General features: G+C 72.5%; 22 protein-coding genes and 1 pseudogene. 11 read left to right on the forward strand and 12 right to left on the reverse strand.

Going from position 1 to position 25,480, the window contains the following annotated elements; all coding sequences use genetic code 11:
* Window positions 1-313: 313 nt before the first annotated feature.
* On the reverse strand, window positions 314-1,282 hold the full coding sequence (locus KUM03_RS24355; RefSeq protein ID WP_217251445.1) for a YafY family protein: 969 nt from the start codon (window positions 1,280-1,282) through the stop codon (window positions 314-316).
* 63 nt (window positions 1,283-1,345) lie between these two features.
* Between KUM03_RS24355 and KUM03_RS24360 the strand changes: the two genes are divergently transcribed.
* The 4 genes from KUM03_RS24360 to KUM03_RS24375 all read left to right on the forward strand — a co-directional run bounded on the left by KUM03_RS24360 (window position 1,346) and on the right by KUM03_RS24375 (window position 7,035).
* Window positions 1,346-2,872: an MFS transporter gene (locus tag KUM03_RS24360; RefSeq protein ID WP_217251446.1), complete on the forward strand. Its 1,527-nt coding sequence runs from the start codon at window positions 1,346-1,348 to the stop codon at window positions 2,870-2,872.
* A gap of 162 nt (window positions 2,873-3,034) precedes the next feature.
* Window positions 3,035-3,796, forward strand: a complete 762-nt coding sequence (locus KUM03_RS24365; protein WP_019326504.1) for a DeoR/GlpR family DNA-binding transcription regulator — start codon at window positions 3,035-3,037, stop codon at window positions 3,794-3,796.
* Complete coding sequence (gene pfkB / locus KUM03_RS24370; protein ID WP_217251447.1) at window positions 3,793-4,740, forward strand: 1-phosphofructokinase; 948 nt, start codon at window positions 3,793-3,795, stop codon at window positions 4,738-4,740. Before KUM03_RS24365 ends, pfkB begins: the two co-directional genes overlap by 4 nt.
* Before the next feature lie 213 nt (window positions 4,741-4,953).
* Window positions 4,954-7,035 carry a fructose-specific PTS transporter subunit EIIC gene (locus tag KUM03_RS24375; protein WP_217251448.1) on the forward strand — a complete coding sequence of 694 codons (2,082 nt, stop codon included), beginning with the start codon at window positions 4,954-4,956 and terminating at the stop codon, window positions 7,033-7,035.
* Between the two features lie 129 nt (window positions 7,036-7,164).
* Here the strand turns inward: KUM03_RS24375 and KUM03_RS24380 are convergent, their stop codons facing one another.
* From KUM03_RS24380 to KUM03_RS24395, 4 genes are all read right to left on the reverse strand, one after another.
* The gene (locus KUM03_RS24380) at window positions 7,165-7,911 is read right to left on the reverse strand and encodes a DUF6227 family protein (protein WP_217251449.1); all 747 of its coding nucleotides are present in this window, start codon (window positions 7,909-7,911) and stop codon (window positions 7,165-7,167) included.
* A gap of 177 nt (window positions 7,912-8,088) precedes the next feature.
* On the reverse strand, window positions 8,089-9,309 hold the full coding sequence (locus KUM03_RS24385; protein WP_217251450.1) for an Ig-like domain-containing protein: 1,221 nt from the start codon (window positions 9,307-9,309) through the stop codon (window positions 8,089-8,091).
* A 126-nt stretch (window positions 9,310-9,435) separates the two neighbouring features.
* Window positions 9,436-10,488: a P1 family peptidase gene (locus KUM03_RS24390; protein WP_217251451.1), complete on the reverse strand. Its 1,053-nt coding sequence runs from the start codon at window positions 10,486-10,488 to the stop codon at window positions 9,436-9,438.
* Between the two features lie 72 nt (window positions 10,489-10,560).
* Complete coding sequence (locus KUM03_RS24395) at window positions 10,561-11,793, reverse strand: low temperature requirement protein A (RefSeq protein WP_217251452.1); 1,233 nt, start codon at window positions 11,791-11,793, stop codon at window positions 10,561-10,563.
* Between the two features lie 110 nt (window positions 11,794-11,903).
* Between KUM03_RS24395 and KUM03_RS24400 the strand changes: the two genes are divergently transcribed.
* Window positions 11,904-12,101 (forward strand): hypothetical protein, encoded by a 198-nt coding sequence (locus KUM03_RS24400; RefSeq protein ID WP_217251453.1) that lies wholly within the window; start codon window positions 11,904-11,906, stop codon window positions 12,099-12,101.
* Window positions 12,102-12,120: 19 nt separating this feature from the next.
* Here KUM03_RS24400 and mscL read toward each other — a convergent pair whose 3' ends face one another.
* From mscL to KUM03_RS24430, 6 genes are all read right to left on the reverse strand, one after another.
* Entirely contained in the window at window positions 12,121-12,591 is a 471-nt protein-coding gene (mscL, locus tag KUM03_RS24405) for a large conductance mechanosensitive channel protein MscL (RefSeq protein WP_073729399.1), read from the reverse strand.
* Window positions 12,592-12,702: 111 nt separating this feature from the next.
* Window positions 12,703-13,182, reverse strand: coding sequence for a hypothetical protein (locus KUM03_RS24410; protein WP_217251461.1), 480 nt, complete (start codon window positions 13,180-13,182; stop codon window positions 12,703-12,705).
* A gap of 282 nt (window positions 13,183-13,464) precedes the next feature.
* The gene (locus KUM03_RS24415) at window positions 13,465-14,307 is read right to left on the reverse strand and encodes an S-methyl-5'-thioadenosine phosphorylase (RefSeq protein ID WP_217251454.1); all 843 of its coding nucleotides are present in this window, start codon (window positions 14,305-14,307) and stop codon (window positions 13,465-13,467) included.
* Window positions 14,308-14,389: 82 nt separating this feature from the next.
* Window positions 14,390-14,719: an FmdB family zinc ribbon protein gene (locus KUM03_RS24420; protein WP_217251455.1), complete on the reverse strand. Its 330-nt coding sequence runs from the start codon at window positions 14,717-14,719 to the stop codon at window positions 14,390-14,392.
* A gap of 68 nt (window positions 14,720-14,787) precedes the next feature.
* On the reverse strand, window positions 14,788-16,101 hold the full coding sequence (locus KUM03_RS24425) for an MFS transporter (RefSeq protein WP_217251456.1): 1,314 nt from the start codon (window positions 16,099-16,101) through the stop codon (window positions 14,788-14,790).
* A 355-nt stretch (window positions 16,102-16,456) separates the two neighbouring features.
* Entirely contained in the window at window positions 16,457-17,980 is a 1,524-nt protein-coding gene (locus KUM03_RS24430) for a potassium/proton antiporter (protein WP_374225380.1), read from the reverse strand.
* 275 nt (window positions 17,981-18,255) lie between these two features.
* Between KUM03_RS24430 and KUM03_RS24435 the strand changes: the two genes are divergently transcribed.
* The gene (locus tag KUM03_RS24435) at window positions 18,256-21,081 is read left to right on the forward strand and encodes a penicillin acylase family protein (protein ID WP_217251457.1); all 2,826 of its coding nucleotides are present in this window, start codon (window positions 18,256-18,258) and stop codon (window positions 21,079-21,081) included.
* Window positions 21,082-21,163: 82 nt separating this feature from the next.
* Here KUM03_RS24435 and KUM03_RS24440 read toward each other — a convergent pair whose 3' ends face one another.
* Entirely contained in the window at window positions 21,164-21,781 is a 618-nt protein-coding gene (locus KUM03_RS24440) for a 5-formyltetrahydrofolate cyclo-ligase (RefSeq protein WP_217251458.1), read from the reverse strand.
* A 92-nt stretch (window positions 21,782-21,873) separates the two neighbouring features.
* Here KUM03_RS24440 and galU point away from each other — a divergent pair, with 92 nt between their 5' ends.
* From galU to KUM03_RS38530, 5 genes and pseudogenes are all read left to right on the forward strand, one after another.
* The gene (galU, locus tag KUM03_RS24445) at window positions 21,874-22,776 is read left to right on the forward strand and encodes a UTP--glucose-1-phosphate uridylyltransferase GalU (RefSeq protein WP_217251459.1); all 903 of its coding nucleotides are present in this window, start codon (window positions 21,874-21,876) and stop codon (window positions 22,774-22,776) included.
* 5 nt (window positions 22,777-22,781) lie between these two features.
* Window positions 22,782-24,131 (forward strand): gephyrin-like molybdotransferase Glp, encoded by a 1,350-nt coding sequence (glp, locus tag KUM03_RS24450; RefSeq protein ID WP_374225381.1) that lies wholly within the window; start codon window positions 22,782-22,784, stop codon window positions 24,129-24,131.
* 86 nt (window positions 24,132-24,217) lie between these two features.
* On the forward strand, window positions 24,218-24,757 hold the full coding sequence (moaC, locus tag KUM03_RS24455) for a cyclic pyranopterin monophosphate synthase MoaC (RefSeq protein ID WP_302185895.1): 540 nt from the start codon (window positions 24,218-24,220) through the stop codon (window positions 24,755-24,757).
* On the forward strand, window positions 24,754-25,293 hold the full coding sequence (locus tag KUM03_RS24460) for a molybdenum cofactor biosynthesis protein B (protein ID WP_217251460.1): 540 nt from the start codon (window positions 24,754-24,756) through the stop codon (window positions 25,291-25,293). The genes moaC and KUM03_RS24460 overlap by 4 nt, the downstream gene beginning before the upstream one ends.
* Window positions 25,294-25,310: 17 nt before the next feature.
* Window positions 25,311-25,480 (forward strand): annotated as a pseudogene (locus KUM03_RS38530) (GNAT family N-acetyltransferase); the annotation flags it as partial.

The following is a 25,480-nucleotide window of genomic DNA, read 5'->3' on the forward strand; positions in this document are numbered from 1 at the left end:
GGTCATGGGGCGGGGTGGGTCGTGGTCCGGTTGGCTCTGGGTCGGGTCATGGGGCGGGGTGGGTCGTGGTCCGGTTGGCTCTGGGTCGGGTCATGGGGCGGGGGCGGTCGTGGTCCGGTTGGTCCTCGGTCGGTCACGTGCCGGGGGCGGTCGTGGTCCGGCTGCCTCCCTGTCGGTCACGTCCCGGGCCGGTCACGGTTCGGATGCCCTCCGGGCGGCCGCAGCCCGGATGCCCCCGGTCGGTCACGGCCCGGACGACCCCGGCCCGCCGGTCACCACGGCCCGGACGCCCGCGTCGGTGCGGACAAGGCGGTCACTCGCCCGCCGCACCGACCAGCCGCGTCCCCAGCTCCCGTACGCACTCGACCAGTTCCGCCGGTTCCCGGACCCTGAACTCCAGGCCCACCATCGCGAGCCGTACCGCCATCCAGTCCACCGGGTCGGAGACGGTCGCCCGCAGTACGCACGACGTGCCGTCGTCCGCCGGCTCCGGTGGTCCGAGCCACTGCGGCAACCGTGCGGCGACGGCCTCGGGCGGCGCGGCGAAGGCGACCTCGACGTCGTACGAGTCGCCGTGCCGTTGCATCGAGCGCCGCAGGTACTCCGCCGCGCTCCCGGTCGGCAGCTCACGGGGAGCGAACCGCGCCCCGGTCGCGAACGGCTCGCTCACCCGGTCGACCCGGAAGGTCCGCCAGTCCTCCCGGTCGAGGTCGTAGGCGACCAGGTACCAGCGGCGTCCCGTCGAGACCAGCCGGTACGGCTCCGTCACGCGCCGCGACTCGGTGCCGTCCGCCGCGCGGTAGGCGAACCGCAGCCGCTCCTGCCCCGCCACCGTGGAGGCCATCACGGTCAGCGTCTCGGGCGCGATGCTCGGCCCGTCCCCACTGGTCAGCGGGGTCGTCGCGGCCTGGAGCGTGGCCACCCGGTGCCGCAGCCGCGAGGGCAGCACCTGCTCCAGCTTGGCCAGCGCCCGCACCGACGCCTCGTCCACGCCCTCGACCGCGTGCCCGGCGCCGGCGCGCAGGCCGACCGCGATCGCCACCGCCTCCTCGTCGTCGAGCACCAGCGGTGGCATCGCCTTGCCCGCCACCAGGCGATAACCGCCGTCGGCGCCCATCGTCGCTTGTACGGGATAGCCCAGCTCACGCAGCCGGTCGATGTCCCGCCGGACCGTGCGGCGGGAGACGCCGAGCCGCTCGGCGAGCTCGCCGCCGGGCCACTCGCGGGGCGTCTGGAGGAGGGAGAGGAGCGTCAGGAGCCGGGCCGGAGTGTCCGTCGTCATGGGTTCGAGGATGGCGCATGGGTAGGACATGAACTGTCCTACTGGGGTCATAGCTTCACGGTCATGACCTCAAAGCACACCCCGAACCCCGTGCCGGGCACGCCTCCCGCGGGCGACCGCCGTCGCTGGTACGCCCTCGCGATCGTGATGACCGCGGCGTTCATGGACCTGGTCGACGTCACCATCGTCAACATCGCGATCCCGTCGATCCGGCAGGACGAGGGCGCCTCTTTCAGCCAGATCCAGTGGATCACCGCCGGTTACGCCCTCGCCTTCGCGGCCGGCCTGATCACCGGCGGGCGGCTCGGCGACATCCACGGCCGCAAGCGGGTCTTCCTCGCCGGAGTCGCCGGCTTCACCCTGGCGTCCGCGCTGTGCGGACTCGCCGTGAACCCCGAGATGCTGGTCGCCTCCCGCATCCTCCAGGGGGCGATGGCGGCGCTGATGGTGCCCCAGGTGCTGTCGATCGTGCACGCGACCTTCCCGGCGCACGAACGCGGCAAGGTGTTCGGGCTGTTCGGCGCGATCGTCGGTCTGGGCGCGGTCTCCGGACCGCTGCTGGGCGCCCTGCTCACCGAGTGGAACCTCTTCGGGCTCGAGTGGCGGCCCATCTTCCTCATCAACCTGCCGGTCGGCGTCGCCGCACTCGTCCTCGGCGGCCGCTTCATCAACGAGTCCAAGGCGCCGCGCGCCCTGCGGCTGGACCTGGTCGGGGTCGCCCTGGTCACCCTCGGTCTGCTGATGCTGGTCTACCCGCTCACCCGGGGACGCGAGCTGGGCTGGCCGCTGTGGGGGCACCTGTCGATGGCCGGCGCGTTCGTCGTGCTCGCGGTGCTGGTGGCGTACGAGAGGCGGAAGAGCGCGCGGGACGGTTCGCCGCTGGTCGAGCTGTCGCTGTTCCGGGTGAAGAGCTTCGCCGCCGGTATCGCCGTGCAGACCGTCTTCGGAATCGCGCTCGGCATCTTCTTCCTGGTGTGGACCCTGTACATGCAGGTGGGGCTCGGCTGGACGCCGCTGCGGGCCGGGCTGACCGGCGTGCCGTTCTCGGTCGCCGTCTCCGTGGCGGCGGGAGTGTCCGTGCAGAAGCTGGTGCCGCGCTTCGGACGCAAGGTGCTCCAGGCGGGTGCGCTGGTGATGGCGGCGGGCGTACTGCTCTACCTCTGGGAGGCCGGGCACTACGGACTCGGCATCACCTCCTGGCAGATGGCGCTGCCGCTCGTCGTCATGGGCGTGGGCATGGGGCTGATCGTCGCGCCGCTGACGGACGCGGTGCTGTCCCAGGTGCCGCGCGAGCACGCCGGGTCGGCGTCCGGGCTCATCAACACCGTGCAGCAGATGGGCAACGCGCTCGGGCTCGGGCTGGTCTCCGTGGTCTTCTTCGGCACGATGAGCGACCACGTGTCGCCGTCCCGGATCGGTCCCGCCTACGCGGACGCCTTCCAGAACGCGCTGGGCTGGGTGGCGGCCGTACTCGGCGTCATCTTCCTGCTGATGTTCGCGCTGCCGAAGCGGCCGGCGCAGCACGTGGAAGGGGCTTCGGGGGATGCTCCCGAGGCCGCTGTGGAGGAGAAGCAGCACGCGCTGGTCTGAGGACGTCGGCACGGATGCGGATGCCCGCTCGTGCCCACCTGTGCCCGATTGTATTTGAATGGGTCCGGTTACTTGTTTACATTCCGGAAAACCGGGCGTAGCCTCCGAGAGAAACCACAGGTTCGGGCACAAGGTCTGGGCACAGGTCGGAGGTGAACGGTCATGTACGCACCGGAGCGGCAGCAGGAGATCCTCCGGCTCGCGCGGGACGGCGGCCGGGTGGACGTGGTGTCGCTGGCCGAGGAGTTCCAGGTGACGGCGGAGACCATCCGCCGCGACCTCAAGGCGCTGGACCGCGCCGGTCTGCTGCGCCGCGTGCACGGCGGCGCGATCCCCGCCGGGCGGCTCGACTTCGAGCCGGACCTCGCCGAGCGCGAGTCCACGGCGGCCGACGAGAAGGACCGGATCGCCAAGGCCGCCCTGGCGGAACTGCCCGCCGACGGCACGCTGATCCTGGACGCCGGTTCCACGGTGGCCCTGCTGGCCGCCGCGATCCCGCGCGAGACCTCGCTCACCGTCGTCACCCACAGCCTGCCCATCGCCGCCCGCCTCGCCGACCACCCCGGCATCCAGCTCCACCTGGTCGGCGGGCGCGTGCGGCACCGTACGCGCGCCGCCGTGGACGCCTGGGCGCTGCGGGCGTACGGCGAGATCCGCGCCGACGTGGTGCTGGTCGCCGCCAACGGCTTCTCCGCCGAGCACGGGCTGACCACCCCCGACCTCGCCGAGGCCGCGGTCAAGCGGGCCGCCGTCGCCGCCGCCCGCCGCGTGGTGCTGCTCGCCGACTCCTCCAAGTACGGCCAGGAGCACTTCGCGCGCTTCGGCTCGCTGAGCGACGTGGACCTGCTGATCACCGACAGCGGGCTGAGCCCCGAAGACGCCACCGCCGTCGAGCGCGACGGCACGGAAGTAGTACGCGCATGATCCTCACCGTCACCCCCAACCCGTCCCTGGACCGCACCTACGAGGTGCCCTCCCTCGACCGCGGCGAGGTCGTCCGCGCCCGGGGCGAGCGCGTGGACCCGGGCGGCAAGGGTGTGAACGTCTCCCGCGCGGTGACGGCGGCCGGCCGGCGCACCGTGGCGGTGCTGCCGCTCGGCGGCCCGTCCGGCGCGCTCGTCTCCGAACTGCTCGACGCGCAGGGCATCGAGGTCGCGCCCGTGCCGATCGCCGGGGTCACCCGCGCCAACATCGCGCTCGCCGAGGCCGACGGCGTCCTGACGAAGATCAACGCGCCGGGCCCCGAACTGACGGCGGCCGAAAGGGAACTGCTGCTGGAGACCGTGAGGCGCCAGTCGCCCGGCGCGGACTGGATCGCCTGCTGCGGCAGCCTGCCCCGCGGGCTCGCCCCCTCCTGGTACGCCGACCTGGTGGCCCGCGCGCACGCCGCCGGTGTCCGCATCGCCCTCGACACCTCCGGCCCCGCCCTGCTCCAGGCCCTGCGCGAGCGGCCCGACGTGGTCAAGCCGAACGCCGAGGAACTGGCCGAAGCCGTGGGACGTCCCCTGCTCACGGTCGGCGACGCGGTGAAGGCCGCCGAGGAACTTCGGGAGCTGGGCGCCCGGGCCGTGCTCGCCAGCCTCGGCGCCGACGGACAGCTCCTCGTGGACGACGCGGGCACCTGGTTCGGCAGCGCCCGCGTGGACGCCGTACGCAGCAACGTCGGCGCCGGTGACGCCTCCCTCGCCGGGTTCCTCGTGGCCGGGGGTGCGGGGGCGGGCGCCCTGGCCTCCGCGGTGGCGCACGGCGCCGCGGCCGTCCGGCTGCCCGGCAGCGTGATGCCGACGCCGGCCGACCTGGACCCGGGCGCGGTGACGGTCACGACTCAGGTGCCGGCGGACCGCGCACTGAAGGAGCCGGCGTCATGACTTCCGTACGTCGAGTCGCCGGCCGGCTCAGCGGGGGCGGTCCCGGCCGGGGCACCCACGCCTCGCTCCCCGGCGTCGATCCGTACCGCGACGTCCCCGGCCCGCTCGCCGGGACCGTCCCCGATCCCCACCGCAGTGCCCCCGTCCCCCTACCCTCCCCGTTTCCGCCCACCACCCCACGTTCCGGGCGATACGCGAGCTAAGGAGCCCGCGATGAGCGAGATGATCACCGCGGACCTGGTCGACCTCGACCTGTCCGCCGACACCAAGGAAGCGGCGGCGCGCGCCCTCGCCGAGCGGATGGTGGCCCTGGGCCGGGTGACCGACCTGGAGGGCTTCCTCGCCGACGTGGCCGCCCGCGAGGCGCAGATGCCGACCGGCCTCGACGGCGGCATCGGCATCCCGCACTGCCGCAGCGAACACGTCACCGAGCCGACGCTGGCCTTCGGGCGCAGCGCGGCAGGCATCGACTTCGGGGCGGCGGACGGCCCGGCTGACCTGATCTTCCTGATCGCCGCTCCGGCGGGCGCCGACGACGCCCACCTGACGATCCTGTCCTCCCTGGCCCGGCAGTTGATGAACGCCGAGTTCACCGACGCGCTGCGGTCGGCGGGCGACGCGTCGGCCGCCGCGGCGCTGATCCGCGGTGAGGAGCCGGACGGTGCCGAAGGCGCTCCCGACGGCACCGAGGACTCCGTGGCGGCCCCGGCGGCGGCCTCCGCCGGGACCGCCACGGGCAGCCCCGACGAGGCTCCCGGCGAACCCGCACACCCCTTCCGCGTGGTCGCCGTCACCTCCTGCCCCACCGGCATCGCACACACCTACATGGCGGCCGAGTCGCTGGAGAACGCAGGCCGCGAGGCGGGCGTCGAGGTCGTCGTCGAGACGCAGGGCTCGGCCGGGTTCACGCGGCTCGACCCGGCGGTGATCGAGGCGGCGGACGGCGTGATCTTCGCCCACGACGTGCCCGTACGCGACAAGGAGCGCTTCTCCGGCAAGCCCACCGTCGACACCGGCGTGAAGGCGGCCATCAACCGGCCCGGCGAGCTGATCGGCGAGGTCCGCGGCAAGGCGGCGCGCGGCGAGGTCACGGCGGCCGGTGCGGGCGGCGGCGCCGGTTCCTCCGGCGCGTCGCCCGTCGAGCGCGGCGGCGGGTCCGGTGAGGGATACGGGACGAAGCTGCGCGTCTGGCTGATGTCCGGCGTCAGCTACATGGTGCCGTTCGTCGCCGCCGGCGGTCTGCTCATCGCCCTGGGCTTCGCGATCGGCGGCTACGAGATCAACGAGGCGCCGTCGGTGATGGACCACTTCGTGTGGTCGCAGGCGGACAGCTGGGCGGCGCTGCTCTTCCAGATCGGCGGCGTGGCCTTCGCCTTCCTCGTCCCGGTGCTGGCCGGTTACATCGCCTACGGCATGGCCGACCGCCCGGGTCTCGTCCCCGGTTTCGTCGGCGGCTCGATCGCGCTGACCATCAACGCCGGTTTCCTCGGCGGCCTGGCGGCGGGTCTGATCTCCGGTGCCGTGGTGATGGCGATCCAGCGGATACGCATCCCGGTGGCGCTGCGCGGCATCATGCCGGTGGTGGTGATCCCGCTGATCTCCTCGGCGGTCGTCGGGTTCCTGATGTTCGTGGTGATCGGCAAGCCCATCGCGTCCGCCCAGAAGGCGATGACCGACTGGCTGAGCGGCCTGTCCGGCGCCAACGCGGTCCTGCTCGGCGCCCTGCTCGGCCTGATGATGTGCTTCGACCTGGGCGGCCCGGTCAACAAGGTCGCGTACGCCTTCGCCACGGCCGGCATCGCGGTCACCGACCCCAGCGACTCGGCGATGAAGATCATGGCGGCGGTCATGGCGGCCGGCATGGTCCCGCCGCTGGCCATGGCCCTGGCCACGACCGTGCGGAGCAAGCTCTTCAACGCGGCCGAACGCGAGAACGGCAAGGCCGCCTGGGTGCTGGGCGCCTCCTTCATCTCCGAGGGCGCGATCCCGTTCGCCGCGGCCGACCCGCTGCGGGTCATCCCGGCGTCGATGGCGGGCGGCGCGGTCACCGGCGCCCTGTCGATGGCCTTCGGCGCCACGCTGCGCGCCCCGCACGGCGGCATCTTCGTGGTGCCGCTGATCGGCAACCCGCTGCTGTACCTGGTCGCCATCGCGGCGGGCGTCTGCGTCACCACGGCTCTGGTGATCGTCCTCAAGGGCCTGCGCAAGCCGGCGCCGGGGGCGGTGGCGCAGGGGCCGGGCGGCACGGACCCGTCGGCCCCGGCGCCGGGGGCGAAGCAGCCGGTGACCGCGTGAGGGGCGGCACGCCCCGGTGATGTCCGGGCCGGGTTCCGTACGGGACCCGGCCCGCGCGCTGTCCCGGCCCACGCGCTCCGCCTGCGCGCTCAGGAGCCCGGCGTCGCGCTCCTGAACCCGGCGTCGCGCTCAGGAGACCTGTGCCGCCCTGCGCTCCATCGCCCGGCGGGCGGTGTCCTCGCTGGCGTACACCTCGCACATGTGCCGTCCGTCGGGCGTGGCCGTGTGCTCGACCTCCCAGAGGGAGACCTCCGCGCCGTCGCGCAGCAGGAACGCGTGCTCGTAGAGCGAGAAGCCGATCCGGGCGCGGCGCGCGCGGCCGGGGCCGCCGAAGGCCTGGGTGATCTGGTGCGCGGACGCCGTCGTCAGCCGGGCGGCGAGCTCGGCGCCGGGCCGGTCCGGGTTCTCCGCGCGGCGCAGCAGCCGGCGGGCGTGGTCCGCCGAGGCGTCCGGGGCGTAGCTGTGCCGGGGGGTGGGGACCGGGGACAGCTGCACCTGCACCGGCAACTCGAAGTCGGGGGTGTCCGGCGGCAGGGCCAGCCGGGCGGTGGCGGCGCGCAGCTCCTCCTCGTCGACGTACACCTCGTGCTGCGGTTCTCCGCCCGGGGTGGTGTTGTGGACGAGCTCCCAGAGCGTGACCGCCGCGCCGTCGGCGAGCAGCCAGGTGTGCCGGTACGTCTCGCGGTGCAGCCCCGCGCTGTGGTGCGCGGAGTGCAGCGAACCGTCGTGCGCCAGCGCGCCGTCCAGCTGCCGTATCGTCTCGTCGGGCAGCTCGAACGAGTTCAGTGCGCGACCGAGCAGTCGCATGAGGTGCTCCTCCGGAGACTCGGGCGACTCGGGTGGTTCGTACGCTGCCGTCTCGTACGGAACGCTCAAGGTTTCTCCCGGCGTTGCTGCATGTCACCTTGTGGGTGCATACCGTAGCCCCTCGGTCGGACATCATGTCCGGGAACCGAGAAAACGTACGCACGAAAAACGCGCGGGCCGCGCGAGAAGTTCCCGCGCGACCCGACGAACCGTCAAAATACGCTGGTCAAAAGGCTGGTCGCCCGGTCAGACGGCGCTCCCGGCGACCCACTCGCTCCACGCCATGTTCCAGCCGTTGAGGCCGTTGTCCGGCGCGATGGTGCCGTCCGGGGAGTTCTTGACGACCACGACGTCCCCGATGAGCGAGTTGTCGAAGAACCACTTGCCGTCGGTGGCACCCTGCCCGCCCTGCACGTCCCGCAGCCCGACGCAGCCGTGGCTGGTGCCCTGCACGCCGAAGGGCGGATTGCCCTTGTTGTACCAGTAGTTGCCGTGGAGGAAGGTGCCGGACCGGCTCAGCCGCATCGCGTGCGGCACGTCCGGGATGTCGTACGTGAACCCGACCGTGGAGCCGTCCATGCGCATCTGCTCCGCCTTCTCCGAGATCACCATCTGCCCGTTGTACGTCGGGTTCTCGGCGCTGCCCGCCGAGATGGGGACCGACTTGAGCGTCTCGCCGTCCCGCACGACGGTCATGGTCTGGGTGCTCGCGTCGACCGTGGAGACCTGGGCGCGGCCCACGGTGAAGGTGACGGTCTTCTTCTGCACGCCGTGGACGCCGTTCGCGCCCTCCACGCCGTCCAGGTCGATCTTCATCGTGACCTTCGAGCCGGCCTTCCAGTACTCCTCGGGCCGGAAGTCGAGCCGCTGGTCGCCGAACCAGTGCCCGACCACCTCCTGCCCGCTGCTGGAGGTGACCGAGATGTGCGACTGCACGTTCTTCTTGTCGCTGATCGCCTTGTCGAACTTGAACGACACCGGCATCCCCACGCCCACCGTGGTGCCGCCGTCCGGGGTGTAGGTGCCGATGAAGCTGTTGGCCGCGGAGACCGTGGTGAAGGCCGAGTCGGCGGTCGACGTACGGCCGTCGGCGTCCTTCGCGGTCGCGTGGATCCGGTACTCGGTGCCCCGCTCCAGCTGCTCCTTCGGCTTCCAGCTGCCGCCGTCGGCGGAGACCGCGCCCGGCACGGCCGCACCCGTCTCCGCGACGGTCATCCGCACCTCGGTCAGCCGCCCGTCGCTGACCTTCACACCGGTCGTGTTGATCGAGGCACCGGTCGAACCGTCCTCGGCCGAGATCACGACCTTCGGAGCCGAGGTCTTCGCGGAGTCCGCGCCACCGCCCCCGCCGTCCTTCTTGTCGTCGGCGCTGGCGCTGCCGCCGCAGGCGGTGAGGGTGAGGGCGCCGACCACCAGGGCGGCACAGGCCCCCAGTACGCGCCGCGATGCTATGACCGGCCTTGTCACGGGCTGCTCCAGGATGAGGTGTTGTGCGGTATTACCTTCAACCCTGTAGAGGCGAGCGGGGGTCGACCGGGTTCCCGCCGACCGCCCGGATCGCCGACGCGTGACAGAACCGGGACAATCGCCCGCTCACCCGGCTCGACCGGCCCCCGACTCCCGCCCGTACAGCTCCTCGTACGACGGCCACGCCCCGCCCGGCCCGTCCACCGGCCCGGCGGCCCGTACGGCGCGCACGATCGCCCGCGTCACCACGTCCGCGCCCGCCGCCAGCACCTCGTTCAGCGCGAGCGGCTGCCCCGCGTCGAGCGGACGCGCCCCGGTCGCCAGGGCGAACACCGTGTCCCCGTCGCTCAGCAGATGCACCGGCCGGACGGCACGCGCGATGCCGTCGTGCGCCGTGCCGGCCAGCTTCTGCGCCTGCGCCTTGGACAGGTCCGCGTCGGTGGCGACCACGGCGAGGGTGGTGTTCAGCGGGGGCGGCGCGTTCCTCGCCGCGACCTCGGCGAGCCGCCGCCCGGCGGCCTCGTGCACCTCCGGCGCCGGGTACCGCACCCGCCCGCGCCGGAACAACTCCCCGTACAGCACCCCCGTCTCCGGGTCGGTCACCGACCCCGCCGCGTTCGCCACCACCAGCGCCGCCACCGTGATCCCCGAGTCCAGCACGGTGCTCGCGGTGCCCACCCCGCCCTTCAACGTGCCGACCACCGCTCCGGTGCCGGCACCGACACATCCCTCGGCCACCTCTCCGCCCGGCGTGCTCGCATGCGCCGCCTCCACCGCCGCCCGGCCGGTGGCCGCGTCCGGCCTGGCCCGGAAGTCGCCGCCGCGCCCCAGGTCGAAGACGCAGGCGGCGGGCACCACCGGCACCACGTGAGCCGGGTCCGGGCCGACCCGTACGCCACGGCCCCGCTCCTCCAGCCAGGCCATCACCCCGGAAGCCGCGTCGAGCCCGTACGCGCTGCCGCCGGTCAGCACCAGCGCCTGGACCCGCTGCACCAGGTTGCGCGGATCGAGCGCGTCGGTCTCCTTGGTGCCGGGCCCGCCTCCCCGCACGTCCACGGCGGCGACCGCCCCGGCCTCCGGCGCGAGGACCACCGTCGTGCCCGTGAGCCACCCCTCGCCCCTGCGGGTCGCGTGCCCCACCAGTACGCCGGCGACGTCGGTCAATGCGTCAACTGTCATGCCGTCAGTCTGATCCAGGCACGGGCCTTCCCGGAGGAGCGCGGTGCCGTGGGGGAGAGCGGAACCGGGCCGTCAGGCGGTGGGTGCCGCCGGGTCGCCTTCCGGCACGCTGCGCCGCGCGGTCAGAATCACCCCGGTCGCCACGGCCACCGCGAGGACGAGTCCCGCCGCGAGCACCGCCAGGTCGCCGGCGAAGGTGCAGCAGAGGACCAGCAGCGCGGCCGTCGGCAGCACCGACTGCTCGGCGACGCCCACCTTGAAGTGCCGTGCGTGCAGCGCCCACACCGTGAGCAGGAACAGCGCCGTCGGCAGGGTCACCGAGGCGGACGCCGCGAGCGTCGAGATGTGCGCCTCCCCCACCGCCTGCTCCACGGCCACCTCCAGGCCCGCCCCGATCGCCGCCGCCGACGCGAACACGAAGTAGTGTCCGTAGCCCCACAGGAACGACTGCCTGTTGGACCGCAGATGGCCGTGGACCGGCACCACGAAGTAGACCCACCACGCGGCGAAGACGATCAGCAGCCCGCCCGCCGCGATCGGCACCAACTCGCCCAGCGCGTCGTTCTCGTCGATGCCCGACTTCACCGCGACCGTGGCCGCCGCGATCGTCTCGCCGAGCACGATGATCGTGAGCAGCCCGTACCGCTCGGCGATGTGGTGGGAGTGCCAGGACGACTGGTGCTTGTGCTCGGCGAACGCCGGCACGCTCAGCTCCAGCACCACCATGACCAGGAACAGCCAGCCGCGGCCGCTCTCCGGCAGCAGCAACAGCCCCAGCCAGCCGACCTGGCAGACCAGCACGCCACCGGCGTACCTCAGGGCCATGGCGCGTTCCGCGGGCGCGGCGGAACGGGCCGCTCTCAGCCACTGCGCCGACATGGCCACACGCATGATCACGTAGCCGATGACGACGGCCGTCCAGTCGTGCTCCTCGAAGGCCCGGGAGACTCCGGCCGCCAGGACCAGCACGCCGGCGATCTGCACCAGGGTGACGATCCGGTACAGCACGTCGTCGTTGTCGTAGGCCGAGGCGAACCAGGAGAAGTTCATCCAGGCCCACCAGATGGCGAAGAAGACCATCGCGTAGTCGAGGACGCCCTCGCCGGCATGGCTCTCGGCGACGGAGTGCACCAGCTGGACGCCCGCCTGGGCGATGGCGACCACGAAGCACAGGTCGAAGAAGAGCTCCAGCGGCGTGGCCGCACGATGCGACTCGTGCCGGCCGCGGGCCGTCAGCCTGCGCAGTGGCGGCTGGACGCCGGGCGGACCGGAGGACGCTGCCGCGGGAGTCGGACTGGACGTCATGGCTCCCAGCACAGCAGAGGCGGCGCCGGTCCGCCTGCGGACGGCTCCGCCCGCCGGACCGGTCCGGTCGGACGGGATACCGCCCGTCAGGCGGGCCGTACCCTGGAGGCATGAGCAGCGCCCCCGAACCCCCCGCACCCGAGCCCCGCGCGCCCAGGCCCGCGCTGGTCTTCGACGACCCGCTGGACCAGCAGAGCTCGGACGACACCGACCGCGGCTGGGGCGGGCGCCCCGAGGGCGACAGCGCGGCCGACAGCGCGGCCGACCTGAAGCGCTTCCTCGACGAGAAGCCGCCCCACCACCTGTGAGCCGCGGGGCGCGGCGCCCCTACGGGCGGTCGTGCCCCGACCCGCGCTGTGCGACCAGCGCGTCGCGGATCTCCTTGAGCACCTCCAGCTCGGAGACCTCGATGACCTCCTCCGCGCCTTCCTTCGCCTTGCGGCGGGCCTCCTGCCGGGCCAGGTACTTCGACATGGGCAGGACCATCAGGAAGTAGACGACGGCCGCGGTGATCAGGAACGTGAGCGTGGCGCCCAGCACGGAGCCCCAGAGGATGCGCACGCCCGTCGCACTGTCGCCGGTACCGGTGCACGGGCCCTTGAGGCAGGAGCTGTAGCTGTCCAGGCTCTTGGTGCCGAACGCGCCGACCAGGGGGTTGATGACCCCCTTCACCACCGAATTGACGATGTTGGTGAAGGCGGCGCCGATGACGACCGCCACCGCCAGGTCGATGACGTTTCCGCGCATCAGGAAGGCCTTGAAGCCCTCGAAGACGCTCGGCTCCTTCTTCTCGCTCACCTCGGGGGCACTCCTTGACTGGACCGGGTGTGGAACAAAACGCTCCGCAACCTACGTCAGCGTTGGGCCACCCTGTCCAATCCGGCCCCTCGAACGAGGGACTTGACGGGCTCAGCACAGCGTCACCGCCAGCCGTGCCGTTGCTGCCGCGCCGGCCAGCCGGTGGGCGGTCGCGCGCGGCACCGACACCACGACCAGCGCGCCGCCCGCAGCCGTCCCGTCCACGGGCTCCGGGACCCGCGTCACCCGCGCCCCGCGCGCGAGCACGGTCGCGTCGCCCGCGCCGCCGTCTCCGGCCGCGATGACGTCGACCCGGTCGCCGGGCCCGAGCAGGCGCACCGTGGCTGCGTCGGCGATCCGCACCGGCGCCGACACCGGCTGCGCGCCGCGCCGCTCGCGCACCGGCTCGGTCACGGGGTGCCCGCGGGCCCGCTGGGCGTCCGGGGCGCCGGCTCCCGGACGCGGGCCCGCCGCCACCAGCGCCGCGGCGGTGACAGCGAGCCCGGCGGCGACGGCGCGGCGCCGGTGGCGCAGGAGCCGGTGCAGCTGGTGCCGGCCGCCGCCGACCCGCACCGGGGCGAAGTGCGGCACCTCGCACGTGGGCGGGGCCTCGGTGCCGAGCGGCAGCGGGGAGGCCAGGACGGAAGGGGACACGGGGACGGGTACGGACACGGGTACGGACACGGTCACCACCACCTGTGACGAGGGATCGGGCTTGCGTGACCACGATGAGGCTTTTCGCCGATGCCCGCCGGAGCCCGTGGGCTACCGGCCGGTTGTGGACAACTCCGCCACCCGAACGTGCCGTTCCGCCCGCCATGCACACGGCCATGCACACGGCCATGCACACGGCCATGCACACGGCCCGTGGCTCTACGGCAGCGCGATCCCCGGGTCCATCCCGCCCAGCGCCGTCGAGCACAGGCAGTCCCGGTCGCCGGTCGCCGGCAGGGCGGCCACCGCGTCGAACAGGACCCCCCGCAGCCGGTCCACGTTCGCCGCGAAGACCCGCAGGACCTCCTCGTGCGAGACGCCCTCACCGCTCTCCGCGCCGGCGTCGAGATCGGTGACGAGGGTCAGCGAGGTGTAGCAGAGCTCCAGTTCACGGGCGAGAGCGGCCTCGGGGTGGCCGGTCATGCCCACCACCGACCAGCCCTGCGCCCGGTGCCACAGGGACTCCGCCCGGGTGCCGAAACGGGGCCCCTCGACCACGACCAGCGTGCCGCCGTCCACCGGCTCCCAGTCCCGCCCCCGGGCCGCCTTCAGCGCGGCCGCCCGCCCGGTGGGGCAGTACGGGTCGGCCAGCGACACGTGCACCACGTTGGGCACCGTGCCGTCGGGCGTCGGCAGCCCGTCGAAGTAGGTCGAGGGCCGGGACCGCGTGCGGTCGACGAACTGGTCCGGCACCAGCAGCGTGCCCGGCCCGTACTCGGGGCGCAGGCCGCCGACCGCGCACGGACCGAGGACCTGGCGGACGCCGGCCGAGCGCAGCGCCCACAGGTTGGCCCGGTAGTTGATCCGGTGCGGCGGCAGATGGTGGCCGCGCCCGTGCCGGGGGAGGAAGGCGACCCGCCGGCCGGCGACCTCGCCGAGGAAGAGGGAGTCGCTGGGCGGCCCGTAGGGGGTGTCCACCTCGACCTCGGTCACGTCGTCGAGGAACGAGTAGAAACCGGAGCCGCCGATCACGCCGATCTCGGCATTCACCTTGTTCGCCATGCCCGCACCCTAGCCGCCCGGCTTACGCCGAAGACCCTGCCGTCGGACGACGACAGGGTCCCGTGAGCAGTTGCCGGGCGCCTTACGCGGCGGTGGTGCTGGAGGAGCTGCCGGAGCTCGACGACGAGCCCGAGCCCGACGACGAACCCGACGACGAGGACGAGGCCGAGTCCGAGGAGGACGTCGAGGACGACGACTTCGACGACGCCGCCGCCGGCGAGCTGCTGGACGAGCTGCCGCGGCTGTCGTTGCGGTAGAACCCGGAGCCCTTGAAGACGATGCCGACCGCCGAGAACACCTTCTTCAGGCGACCCTGGCAGTTGGGGCACTCGGTCAGGGCGTCGTCGGTGAACTTCTGCACCGCCTCGAGGCCCTCGCCGCACTCGGTGCACTGGTACTGGTACGTCGGCACTTGTCTTCCTCCTGGCACTCTCACTCGATGAGTGCTAACGACGGTCCATAGTGACGCATTCCCCGGGATCAGTCCACTGCGGCGTGCTCGCGGTGACCGACGCCACGTGCGACCGTACGTCCCCTGGGCGGGGGCGCCAGGCGTGAACGCAGCGCCAGCAGCGTCGCCAGCGCGAGCACCGTGCCGGCCATCGGCATCAGGAACCCGGCGCCGTCCCAGAACCGGTCCTCGAGCTGGCCGGAGACGGTGACGGCCGCCGCCTGGCCGAGCGCCACCGCGCCGGTCAGCCAGGTGAACGCCTCGGTGCGGGCGCCCGCCGGGACCAGGTCCTCGACCAGCGTGTAGCCGGTGACGAGGGCCGGCGCGATGCACATGCCGACCAGCAGACCGAGGCCCGCCAGCACGAGCACCGAGTGAGCGGCCCACAGACCGGACGCGGTCACGGCGAGGGCGGTGTAGCCGACCAGGAGGCGCCGCTGCGGGGCCACCTTCCAGGCGATGGCGCCGCAGGCCAGGCCGGAGAGCATGTTGCCCGCGGCGAAGACGCCGTACAGGACGCCGTTCAGCCCGGGCTCGCCGATCGACTCGGTGAACGCGGCCAGCGAGACCTGCATGCCGCCGAAGACGGAACCGATGCCCAGGAAGGCCACGATCAGCACGCGCACCCCGGGGACGCGCAGCGCCGAGACGTGCTCCACGCGCGCGTGCCCGTCGGCGGCGTCGCCGACCGTCGGCTGGGTGCTCTTCTGGGCGGCGAACAGCAGACCGCCCACCAGGGTGAGCGCGGCCTCCGTGACCAGGCCCGCGGCCGGGTCCACGGCCGTGCACAGGGCGGTCGCCACCAGCGGGCCGAGGACGAAGGTCAGCTCGTCCGTGACGGACTCGAAGGCCGCCGCCGTGCTCATCAGCGGGGTGCCCTTGAGTTTCACGCCCCAGCGGGCGCGCACCATGGGGCCGATCTGCGGCACCGAGGCGCCGGTGGGCACCGACGCGACGAACAGCGCCCACAGGGGCGCGTCCGCGAGCGCGAGGACGGTCAGCGTCAGACCGGACGCCGCGTGCACGAGCACGCCGGGGAGGAGGACGGCCCGCTGGCCGTAGCGGTCGGCGAGCCGGCCGCTGTAGGGGGCGAACAGGGCCATGGAGACGCCGGTGACGGCCGCGACGGCGCCCGCGACGCCGTAGGAGCCGGTGGTGTGCTGTACCAGCAGCACGATGGAGAGCGTCAGCATGGCGAAGGGCTGGCGTGCCGCGAAGCCGGGCAGCAGGAACGTCCAGGCGCCGCGGGTGCGCAGCAGCTGCCCGTATCCGGGGCGGTCGGAGCGGGACGCGGTCCGCGTCCGGTCCGGCGACTTCTTCGACGGGGTGACCGTGGATGCCACGGCCCGTGCCTTTCTGCCGCCTGGTAGCGCGGTCCGCCTCGCGGCTGTCGCCGCGCGGGAGCGCCGAGAGCTGTCCTCTTGCGCGGACTGCGGTAGATGCCGGAGCCCGAACGGGGAGGGGGCGTGCCGGCCGCCATACGGTCGCGCCAGCTCTGCTTCAGGCAGAGTTGGTTCGATCAGGTGCCGCGTTCATCGTACAGGGACGAAGACGGGCGCAACCTGTGAAAGCGCGCACCCCCGCCCGTCCCCCGAACGTCCCTCGCCCGTCCCCCGAACGTCCCTCGTCCGTCCCCCGACTGCCCCCCGACCGACCCTCGCCCATCTCCCGACTGCCCCCCGACCGACCCTCGCCCGTTCACCGCGGGCTGCCGCCCGTGCCCAGCCAGCCGGCCAGCTTGCCGCCGTGGCCGACCGCGCGCAGCCGCGCCTCGGCGGCGTCCCGGACCGGGTCGGTGGCGACCACGAGGAGTTCGTCCCCGCGCCGCAGCCCCGTCGTCGGCAGCGGTACGAACGACTTGCCGTCGCGGACGACCAGGGTGACCGCGGACCCGGCGGGCAGCCGCAGCTCGCTGATCTCCACGCCGTGCATCCTCGAACCCTCGGGGATCGTGACGGACAGCAGGTGTCCGCGCAGCCGCTCCAGGGGTGCCGACTCGATGCCGAGGTCGGCGGCCTCGTCCCCCTTGCCCAGGCGCAGCTTGCGGGCCAGCCAGGGCAGCGTCGGGCCCTGGACCAGGGTGTAGACGACGACCAGGACGAAGACGATGTTGAAGATCCGGCGGCTGCCGTCGACGCCCTCCACCATGGGAATGGTCGCCAGGATGATGGGCACGGCGCCGCGCAGCCCGGCCCAGGACATCAGGGTCTTCTCCTGCCACGGCACCCGGAACGGCAGCAGGCACAGCACGACGCTCAGCGGACGCGCCACCATGGTCAGCACCAGCCCGATGACCAGGGCGGGCAGGATGTCGTCGCCCAGCTCGTGCGGGGTGACCAGCAGGCCGAGCAGCACGAACATGCCGATCTGGGCGAGCCAGCCCAGCCCGTCGGCGAAGCCGCGAGTGGCGGGCCAGTGCGGCAGCCGGGCGTTGCCCATGACCATCGACGCGAGGTAGACGGCGAGGAAGCCGCTGCCGTGGGCCATGGCGCCGGCCGCGTAGGCGGTGACGGCGATCGACATCACGGCGATGGGGTAGAGGCCGGAGGCGGGCAGCGCCACGTGCCTCAGCCCCAGGGACCCGAGCCAGCCGACCGCGAGTCCTACGGCGGCGCCGATGGTCAGCTCCAGGGCGATCTCGCCCAGCAGCACGTACCAGTGCTCGATCGGGCCGGCCGTGGAGAAGGCGACGACCAGGATGACCACCGGGGCGTCGTTGAAGCCGGACTCGGCCTCCAGGGTGCCCGTTATGCGCGCGGGCAGCGGGATTCTGCGGAGCACCGAGAACACGGCCGCCGCGTCCGTGGAGGACACCACCGCTCCGACGATCAGCGCCTGCCGCCACTCCAGCCCGGTCAGGTAGTGCGCGCCCGCCGCGGTCACGCCGACGCTCACTGCGACCCCGGCCAGGGCGAGGGCCGAGGCCGACGGCAGGACCGGTTTGACCTCCGTCCACTTCGTGCCGAGGCCGCCCTCGGCCAGGATCACGACCAGGGCCGCGTATCCGATGACCTGGGTCAGTTCGGCGTTGTCGAAGTGGATGTCGCCGATGCCGTCCTGGCCCATGGCGACGCCGATCGCCAGGTAGACGAGCAGGCTGGGGAGCCCGCTGCGCGAGGAGATCCGGACCGCCGCGACGGCGATGAGCAGGACGAGCGAGCAGACGAGCAGGAGCTGGTTGAGGTGGTGGACAGTCAGCGGCCGTTCCCTTCCCTGACGCACAGCACGGATCGCACGGAGACCTGGGGACCCCACGGGGCATGTACCGAGACGTACACGAAACCGCAGTGCTCTGCGGACAACTACTTCGTTACCTTACCTAACTCTTGACGAGTTCTTGACGTTCGCCTTGGCAGGATCGAACGTCCGTGCGCGCCAGTACCCGACTCCGCGTCAAGGGAGAGCCGGGCCTGCGCCTACAGTTGCTCCAGCGCTCGGTCGCTCAGTACGAAGCACAGCCCGCCCCTGCCGCTCGTGTTAGGACAGCAAGGACAGCGATGCCCCCCACCACCACCGCCTCCACGGGTCAGCAGCCCGGCACGTCCGGCAGGAAGAAGGGGAAGAAGGGGCGCAAAGGCCGCCTGATCGTCCTCGTGCTGGTCCTGGCCGTCATCGGCGGCCTCGTGTACGGCGGGTACTGGTCCGTCAGCACGGTCCGCGCGTCCTTCCCGCAGACCACGGGCTCGATCACGCTCAAGGGACTGTCCGGCCCGGTCGACGTCAAGCGTGACGGTTACGGCATCCCGCAGATCTACGCGTCCTCCGAGGAGGACCTGTTCATGGCGCAGGGCTACGTCCAGGCGCAGGACAGGTTCTACGAGATGGACGTGCGCCGTCACATGACCGCCGGGCGCCTGTCGGAGATGTTCGGCAAGAGCCAGGTGGAGAACGACGAGTTCCTGCGCACGCTGGGCTGGCACCGGGTGGCGAAGAAGGAGTACGACGAGAAGCTGTCGGACTCCACCAAGAAGTACCTCCAGGCGTACGCCAAGGGCGTCAACGCCTACCTGGAGGGCAAGGACGGCGAGGAGATCTCCCTCGAGTACGCCGCCCTCGGCTTCACCAACGACTACAAGCCCCAGGAGTGGACCCCGGTCGACTCGGTGGCCTGGCTGAAGGCGATGGCCTGGGACCTGCGCGGCAACATGCAGGACGAGGTCGACCGCGCCCTGATGACCAGCCGCCTGGGCCCCAAGCAGATCGCCGACCTGTACCCGGAGTACCCCTACGACCGGAACAAGGCGATCGTCCAGGAGGGCCAGTACGACGAGCTCTCCGAGACGTTCGAGGGCGGCGGCACGTCCGGCGGCGACGAAGGCACGGGCACCGGGACCGGAAGCGGCACCGGCACGGGTACGGGCACAGGCACCGGAACCGGCATCGGAACGGGCACGGGCACGGGAACGGGCTCCGAGACCGGCAACGCCCTCCAGAGCCAGCTCTCCGGCCTCCAGGACGTCCTGGACGACCTGCCCACCGCCGTCGGCGTGAACGGCAACGGCATCGGCTCCAACTCCTGGGTCGTCTCCGGCAAGCACACCATCACCGGCAAGCCCCTGCTGGCCAACGACCCGCACCTGTCGCCGTCCCTGCCGTCCGTCTGGTACCAGATGGGCCTGCACTGCCGCACCGTCTCCGACAAGTGCCGCTACGACGTCGCCGGTTACACCTTCGCCGGCATGCCCGGCGTGGTCGTCGGCCACAACCAGGAGATCGCCTGGGGCCTGACCAACTCCGGCGTCGACGTCACCGACCTCTACCTGGAGAAGATCACCGGCGACGGCTACCAGTACGACGGCAAGGTGGTCCCCTTCGAGACCCGCGAGGAGACCATCAAGGTCGCCGGCGGCGAGTCCAAGAAGATCGTGGTCCGCGAGACCAACAACGGCCCCCTGCTCTCCGACCGCGACAACGAACTGGTGAAGGTCGGCAAGAAGGCCACCGTCGAGACCGCCGCCCCCGACCGCGGCGACGGCTACGGCGTCGCGCTGCGGTGGACGGCGCTGGAGGCGGGCACCACCATGGACGCCGTCTTCGCGATGGACCGGGCGCAGAACTGGGACGACTTCCGCGAGGCCGCCGCCCTGTTCGACGTCCCCTCGCAGAACCTGGTCTACGCCGACAGCGAGCACATCGGCTACACGCTGCCCGGCAGGATCCCGGTGCGCGCGAAGGGCCACGACGGCTCGGTCCCGGCCCCGGGATGGGACCCCGACTACCGCTGGACCGGCGAGTACATCGACGAGGACGAGCTGCCGTACGAGTACGACCCGGAACGCGGCTACATCGTGACCGCCAACCAGGCCGTCGTCGACGAGGACTACCCGTACACGCTGACCACGGACTGGGGCTACGGCACCCGCAGCCAGCGGATCACCTCCCTGATCGAGCAGAAGATCAAGGACGGCGGCAAGATCTCCACCGACGACATGCGCCAGATGCAGCTGGACAACAGCAGCGAGATCGCCAAGCTGCTCGTGCCCCAGCTGCTGAAGATCGACGTCGGGGACAAGGACGTCCGCGAGGCGCAGAAGCTGCTGGAGGGCTGGGACTACACCCAGGACGCCGACTCGGCGGCCGCCGCCTACTTCAACGCGGTGTGGCGCAACATCCTCAAGCTCGCCTTCGGCAACAAGCTGCCCAAGGAGCTGCGCGTCGAGGGCCAGTGCCTGTGGGTCGACCCGGTCAACACCACCGGTCCGGCGGACGAGACCAACAAGGTCCGCGAGTGCGGTCAGCGCGACGCCGACCAGGCGCAGCCGGACGGCGGCGACCGCTGGTTCGAGGTCGTGCGGCAGCTGATGGACAAGCCGAAGAGCGACTGGTGGACGACGCCCGCCAACGGCACCCGCAAGGGCGCCGACCACAACCGCGACGACCTGTTCAAGCGCGCCATGGTCGACGCCCGCTGGGAGCTGACCGCCAAGCTCGGCAAGGACATCGACACCTGGAACTGGGGCCGGCTGCACCGCCTGTTCCTGAAGAACCAGACCCTGGGCACCGAGGGCCCCGGCTTCCTGAAGTACGCCCTCAACCGCGGCCCGTGGAAGCTCAGCGGCGGCGAGGCCGCGGTCAACGCCGCCGGCTGGAACGCGGCCGGCGGCTACGGGGTGGTGTGGGTGCCGTCCATGCGGATGGTGGTCAACCTCGGCGACCTCGACAAGTCGCGCTGGATCAACCTCACCGGCGCCTCCGGCCACGCCTACAGCGCCCACTACACCGACCAGACCGACAAGTGGGCCGACGGCGAGCTGCTGCCGTGGGCCTTCACCGAGAAGGCGGTCGAGGAGAGCACGAGCGACACGCTGGTGCTCGAGCCGTAGCCCCACCGGTTGACGTGAACGGCCGCCACGCGCGCGTGGCGGCCGTTCACGTGTCCGCACCCGCAGTCGTTCCCACGCGCGGTCAGCGGAAGCGGCGCACCTCCGTCGGCGTCACCACCGCGTCCACCGGCCGGTCGTGCGGTTCCTCCGGGAGGTTCTGCCGCACGACCTCCGCGTCGTACAGCAGCACCAGCAGCGCGGGACGCGCGCCCGCCCGTTCCAGACGCGCCAGGACCCGGTCGTACGAGCCCCCTCCGCGTCCCAGCCGCATGCCGCGCCCGTCGACCGCCAGCCCCGGCAGCAGCACCACGTCCGCCTCCGTGACGGCGTCCGGTCCCAGGCGCTCGCCGGCGGGCTCGGACAGGGTCATCCGTCCGCCGTGCCGCACGCGCGTGAGAGATCCCTCACCGGTGTACTCGCCCCAGTCCAGATCGTTGTCCGGCAGCAGGGCGGGGAGCAGCACGCGCACACCCCGCGCGCGCAGCGCGTCCAGCAGCGCGAGGGTCCCCGGCTCGGCGCCCACCGAGACGTACGCCGCAACGGCGTGCGCCCGCGCGACCTCAGGCATCGCGAGCGCCCGCCCGGCCAGGGCGTCCGCCGCTTCCCGCACGTCATCCGGCGTCAGCGCGTTCCGCGCCGCGAGGAAACCCCGCCGCAGGCTCCGCTTGTCGGGCTCGGCCGGGGGCGCGTGGTGACTCATGGACCGCTCCTGTAACGTCTAGGATGCTCATATGAGCATCCGGTATCCGGAGTCACAGATTCTCCCCATAGGTACCGGATATGGTGGCGCGCATGACTCAGTCCCACCCCAGGATCAGCAAGGCTGTCATCCCAGCAGCCGGACTCGGCACCCGGTTCCTGCCGGCCACCAAAGCCACTCCCAAGGAGATGCTGCCGGTCGTCGACAAGCCGGCGATCCAGTACGTGGTCGAGGAGGCCGTGACCGCCGGCCTCGGTGACGTCCTCATGGTCACGGGCCGCAACAAGCGCCCCCTGGAGGACCACTTCGACCGCAACTACGAGCTCGAGTCCGCCCTCCAGAAGAAGGGCGACGCGAGCCGGCTGGCGAAGGTCCAGGAATCCAGCGACCTCGCCATGATCCACTACGTCCGCCAGGGCGACCCCAAGGGCCTCGGTCACGCCGTGCTGTGCGCCGCGCCGCACGTCGGTGACGAGCCCTTCGCGGTCCTGCTCGGCGACGACCTGATCGACCCGCGCGACCCCCTGCTCCAGCGCATGATCGACGTCCAGGAGCAGCACGGCGGCAGCGTCATCGCCCTCATGGAGGTCGCCCCCGAGCAGATCCACCTCTACGGCTGCGCGGCCGTCGAGGCCACCGGGGACGACGACGTCGTCAAGGTGAGCGGACTGGTCGAGAAGCCCGACCCGGCCGACGCCCCCTCCAACTACGCCATCATCGGCCGCTACGTCCTCGACCCGCACGTCTTCGACATACTCCGCAAGACCGAGCCCGGCCGCGGCGGCGAGATCCAGCTCACCGACGCCCTGCAGCAGCTCGCGGAAGACGAGAAGGTCGGCGGCCCGGTGCACGGCGTCGTCTTCAAGGGCCGCCGCTATGACACCGGCGACCGCGGCGACTATCTGCGTGCCATTGTCCGACTCGCGTGCGAACGTGAAGACCTGGGCCCGGACTTCCGGACCTGGCTTCGCAGTTACGTAGCCGAGGAGATGTAAGGACGTTGAGCAGCGCCGCGCACCGTGACACCGGCCACGACCACGCCACCGCGGACTTCGGTCCGGACCGGCTGTGGTCGGTGCAGGACCACCTGGACGACATCCTCGCGACCGTCCGGCCCCTGGAGCCCATCGAGCTGAACCTGCTCGACGCCCAGGGCTGCGTCCTGGTCGACGACATCACGGTGCCGCTCTCCCTGCCGCCGTTCGACAACAGCTCCATGGACGGGTACGCGGTGCGGGTCGCCGACGTCGCGGGCGCGAGCGAGGAGTACCCCGCCGTCCTGGAGGTCGTCGGGGACGTCGCCGCCGGCCAGGCCGACCCGCCTTCCGTGGGCCCCGGTCGGGCCGCCCGCATCATGACCGGCGCACCGCTCCCGCCCGGCGCCGAGACCGTCGTCCCCGTCGAGTGGACCGACGGCGGGCTCGGCGAAGGCGCGGTGGCCGGAATGCGGGCCCGCAGCCTGGCCCCGGAGGGCGCCGAGGGACAGGTGCACGTCTACCGGCCGGCCGCGGCACGCGCGCACGTCAGGGCCAAGGGCAGCGACGTCGCCGCCGGCGACCGCGCCCTGGAGGCCGGTACGGTCCTCGGCCCGCCGCAGATCGCCCTGCTCGCCGCGATCGGCCGCGGCAGGGTCCGGGTACGCCCGCGCCCCCGCGTGGTGGTGCTCTCCACCGGCAGCGAACTCGTCCAGCCCGACGAGGAACTGGCACCCGGCCAGATCTACGACTCCAACAGCTTCGCCCTCACCGCCGCCGCCCGCGACGCCGGCGCCATCGCCTACCGCGTGGGCGCCGTCGCCGACGACGCGGAGACCCTGCGGTCCACCATCGAGGACCAGTTGGTGCGCGCCGACCTCATGGTCACCACCGGCGGCGTGAGCGTCGGGGCGTACGACGTCGTCAAAGAGGCGCTGGCGCACGTCGCCGACGAGGACGAGCCGGGCGGCGGCGTGGACTTCCGCAAGCTCGCCATGCAGCCCGGCAAGCCCCAGGGCTTCGGCTCCATCGGCCCCGACCACACCCCGCTGCTCGCTCTCCCGGGCAACCCGGTGTCGTCGTACGTCTCCTTCGAGCTGTTCGTCCGCCCCGCGATCCGCACCCTCATGGGGCTCGCCGACCTCCACCGCCCGACCACCACCGCGTCGCTGGCGGCGGACAAGACGCTGACCTCGCCGAAGGGCCGCCGCCAGTTCCTGCGCGCCACGTACGCCGACGGCACGGTCACCCCGGTCGGCGGGTCGAGCTCCCACCTCGTGGCCGCCCTCGCGCACGCCGACGCGCTGATCGTCGTCCCCGAGGACACCGAGTCCGTCGAGCCCGGCGCCGAGGTCGGCGTGGTCCTGCTCGGCTGAGCACCCCTCGTTGGCGGTACCGTGTCGCGCACAGCAGGCCCGCGCGCCGCACCGCGCCGGGCCCGGACCGGGAGCGCCACACGAGCATGAGTACGCAGGACCGACCCCCGCACGACGGCCAGGCAGCCCGCAGCGGCCAGGCAGCGCAGGCCCCGCAGGACCGGCTGACGCACATCGACGAGGCGGGCGCCGCCCGCATGGTCGACGTGTCCGCCAAGGACGTCACCGCGCGCACCGCCCGCGCGAGCGGACGCGTCCTCGTCGCGCCCCGCGTGATCGAGCTGCTGCGCGGCGAAGGGGTCCCCAAGGGCGACGCCCTCGCCACCGCACGCATCGCGGGCATCATGGGCGCCAAACGCACCCCGGACCTGATCCCGCTGTGCCACCCGCTGTCGGTCTCCGGTGTGAAACTGGACCTGTCGGTCGCGGACGACGCCGTGGAGATCACCGCCACGGTGAAGACGACGGATCGCACGGGCGTCGAGATGGAGGCGCTCACAGCCGTCTCCGTCGCCGCGCTCACGGTGGTCGACATGGTGAAGGCGGTCGACAAGGGAGCGGTCATCACGGACGTGCGGGTGGAGGAGAAGACGGGCGGCAAGTCGGGCGAGTGGAGCCGGTCATGACACTGGACGCGTCGGCCGGTGGTGCCCTCCGCGCCCCGTACAGCGCCCTGGTGGTCACGGCGTCCAACCGGGCCGCCGCCGGGGTCTACGAGGACAAGGGCGGCCCGCTGATCGCCGAGGGTCTGCGCCGCTTCGGGTTCGCGGTGGACGGCCCGCAGGTCGTCCCGGACGGCGACCCGGTGGAGTCGGCCCTGCGCGCGGGCGCCGAGGCGGGCTACGACGTGATCGTCACGACCGGCGGTACCGGGATCTCACCCACCGACCGCACCCCCGAGGCGACGCGGGCGGTGATCGACTACGAGGTCCCGGGCATCGCGGAGGCGGTCCGGGCGTACGGCCGGGACAAGGTGCCGACCGCGGTGCTCTCCCGGGGCCTGGCCGGGGTGGCGGGCCGCACACTGATCGTCAACCTGCCGGGCTCCTCCGGCGGTGTGAAGGACGGCCTCGCCGTGCTGGAGCCGCTGCTGGTCCACGCCGTGGACCAGCTCCGCGGCGGCGACCACCCCAGACCCGCCAGTGGTGGCGGTGCGAGCTGAACAGCCCATCCTGGCCCGTGGAGCTGGTGGACGGCGACATCGTCCTCAGGCCGATAAGGCTGCGCGACCAGCGGGCCTGGCGCGAGGTCAACCGGCGCAACCGCGACTGGCTGCGGCCCTGGGAGGCGACCATCCCGCCGCCCACCCCCGCCGGCCCGCTCGCGCACCGGCCGACCTACCGCCAGAT

Source organism: Streptomyces sp. AC602_WCS936, from assembly GCF_019049125.1.
GTDB lineage: Bacteria > Actinomycetota > Actinomycetes > Streptomycetales > Streptomycetaceae > Streptomyces.

Coding starts and splice junctions, on each gene's coding strand:
- KUM03_RS24355 (WP_217251445.1), bottom strand. CDS start 1,282: ATGACGACGGACACTCCGGCCCGGCTCCTGACGCTCCTCTCCCTCCTC.
- KUM03_RS24360 (WP_217251446.1), top strand. CDS start 1,346: ATGACCTCAAAGCACACCCCGAACCCCGTGCCGGGCACGCCTCCCGCG.
- KUM03_RS24365 (WP_019326504.1), top strand. CDS start 3,035: ATGTACGCACCGGAGCGGCAGCAGGAGATCCTCCGGCTCGCGCGGGAC.
- pfkB (WP_217251447.1), top strand. CDS start 3,793: ATGATCCTCACCGTCACCCCCAACCCGTCCCTGGACCGCACCTACGAG.
- KUM03_RS24375 (WP_217251448.1), top strand. CDS start 4,954: ATGAGCGAGATGATCACCGCGGACCTGGTCGACCTCGACCTGTCCGCC.
- KUM03_RS24390 (WP_217251451.1), bottom strand. CDS start 10,488: ATGACAGTTGACGCATTGACCGACGTCGCCGGCGTACTGGTGGGGCAC.
- KUM03_RS24395 (WP_217251452.1), bottom strand. CDS start 11,793: ATGACGTCCAGTCCGACTCCCGCGGCAGCGTCCTCCGGTCCGCCCGGC.
- KUM03_RS24400 (WP_217251453.1), top strand. CDS start 11,904: ATGAGCAGCGCCCCCGAACCCCCCGCACCCGAGCCCCGCGCGCCCAGG.
- KUM03_RS24415 (WP_217251454.1), bottom strand. CDS start 14,307: ATGGCGAACAAGGTGAATGCCGAGATCGGCGTGATCGGCGGCTCCGGT.
- KUM03_RS24435 (WP_217251457.1), top strand. CDS start 18,256: ATGCCCCCCACCACCACCGCCTCCACGGGTCAGCAGCCCGGCACGTCC.
- KUM03_RS24440 (WP_217251458.1), bottom strand. CDS start 21,781: ATGAGTCACCACGCGCCCCCGGCCGAGCCCGACAAGCGGAGCCTGCGG.
- galU (WP_217251459.1), top strand. CDS start 21,874: ATGACTCAGTCCCACCCCAGGATCAGCAAGGCTGTCATCCCAGCAGCC.
- moaC (WP_302185895.1), top strand. CDS start 24,218: ATGAGTACGCAGGACCGACCCCCGCACGACGGCCAGGCAGCCCGCAGC.
- KUM03_RS24460 (WP_217251460.1), top strand. CDS start 24,754: ATGACACTGGACGCGTCGGCCGGTGGTGCCCTCCGCGCCCCGTACAGC.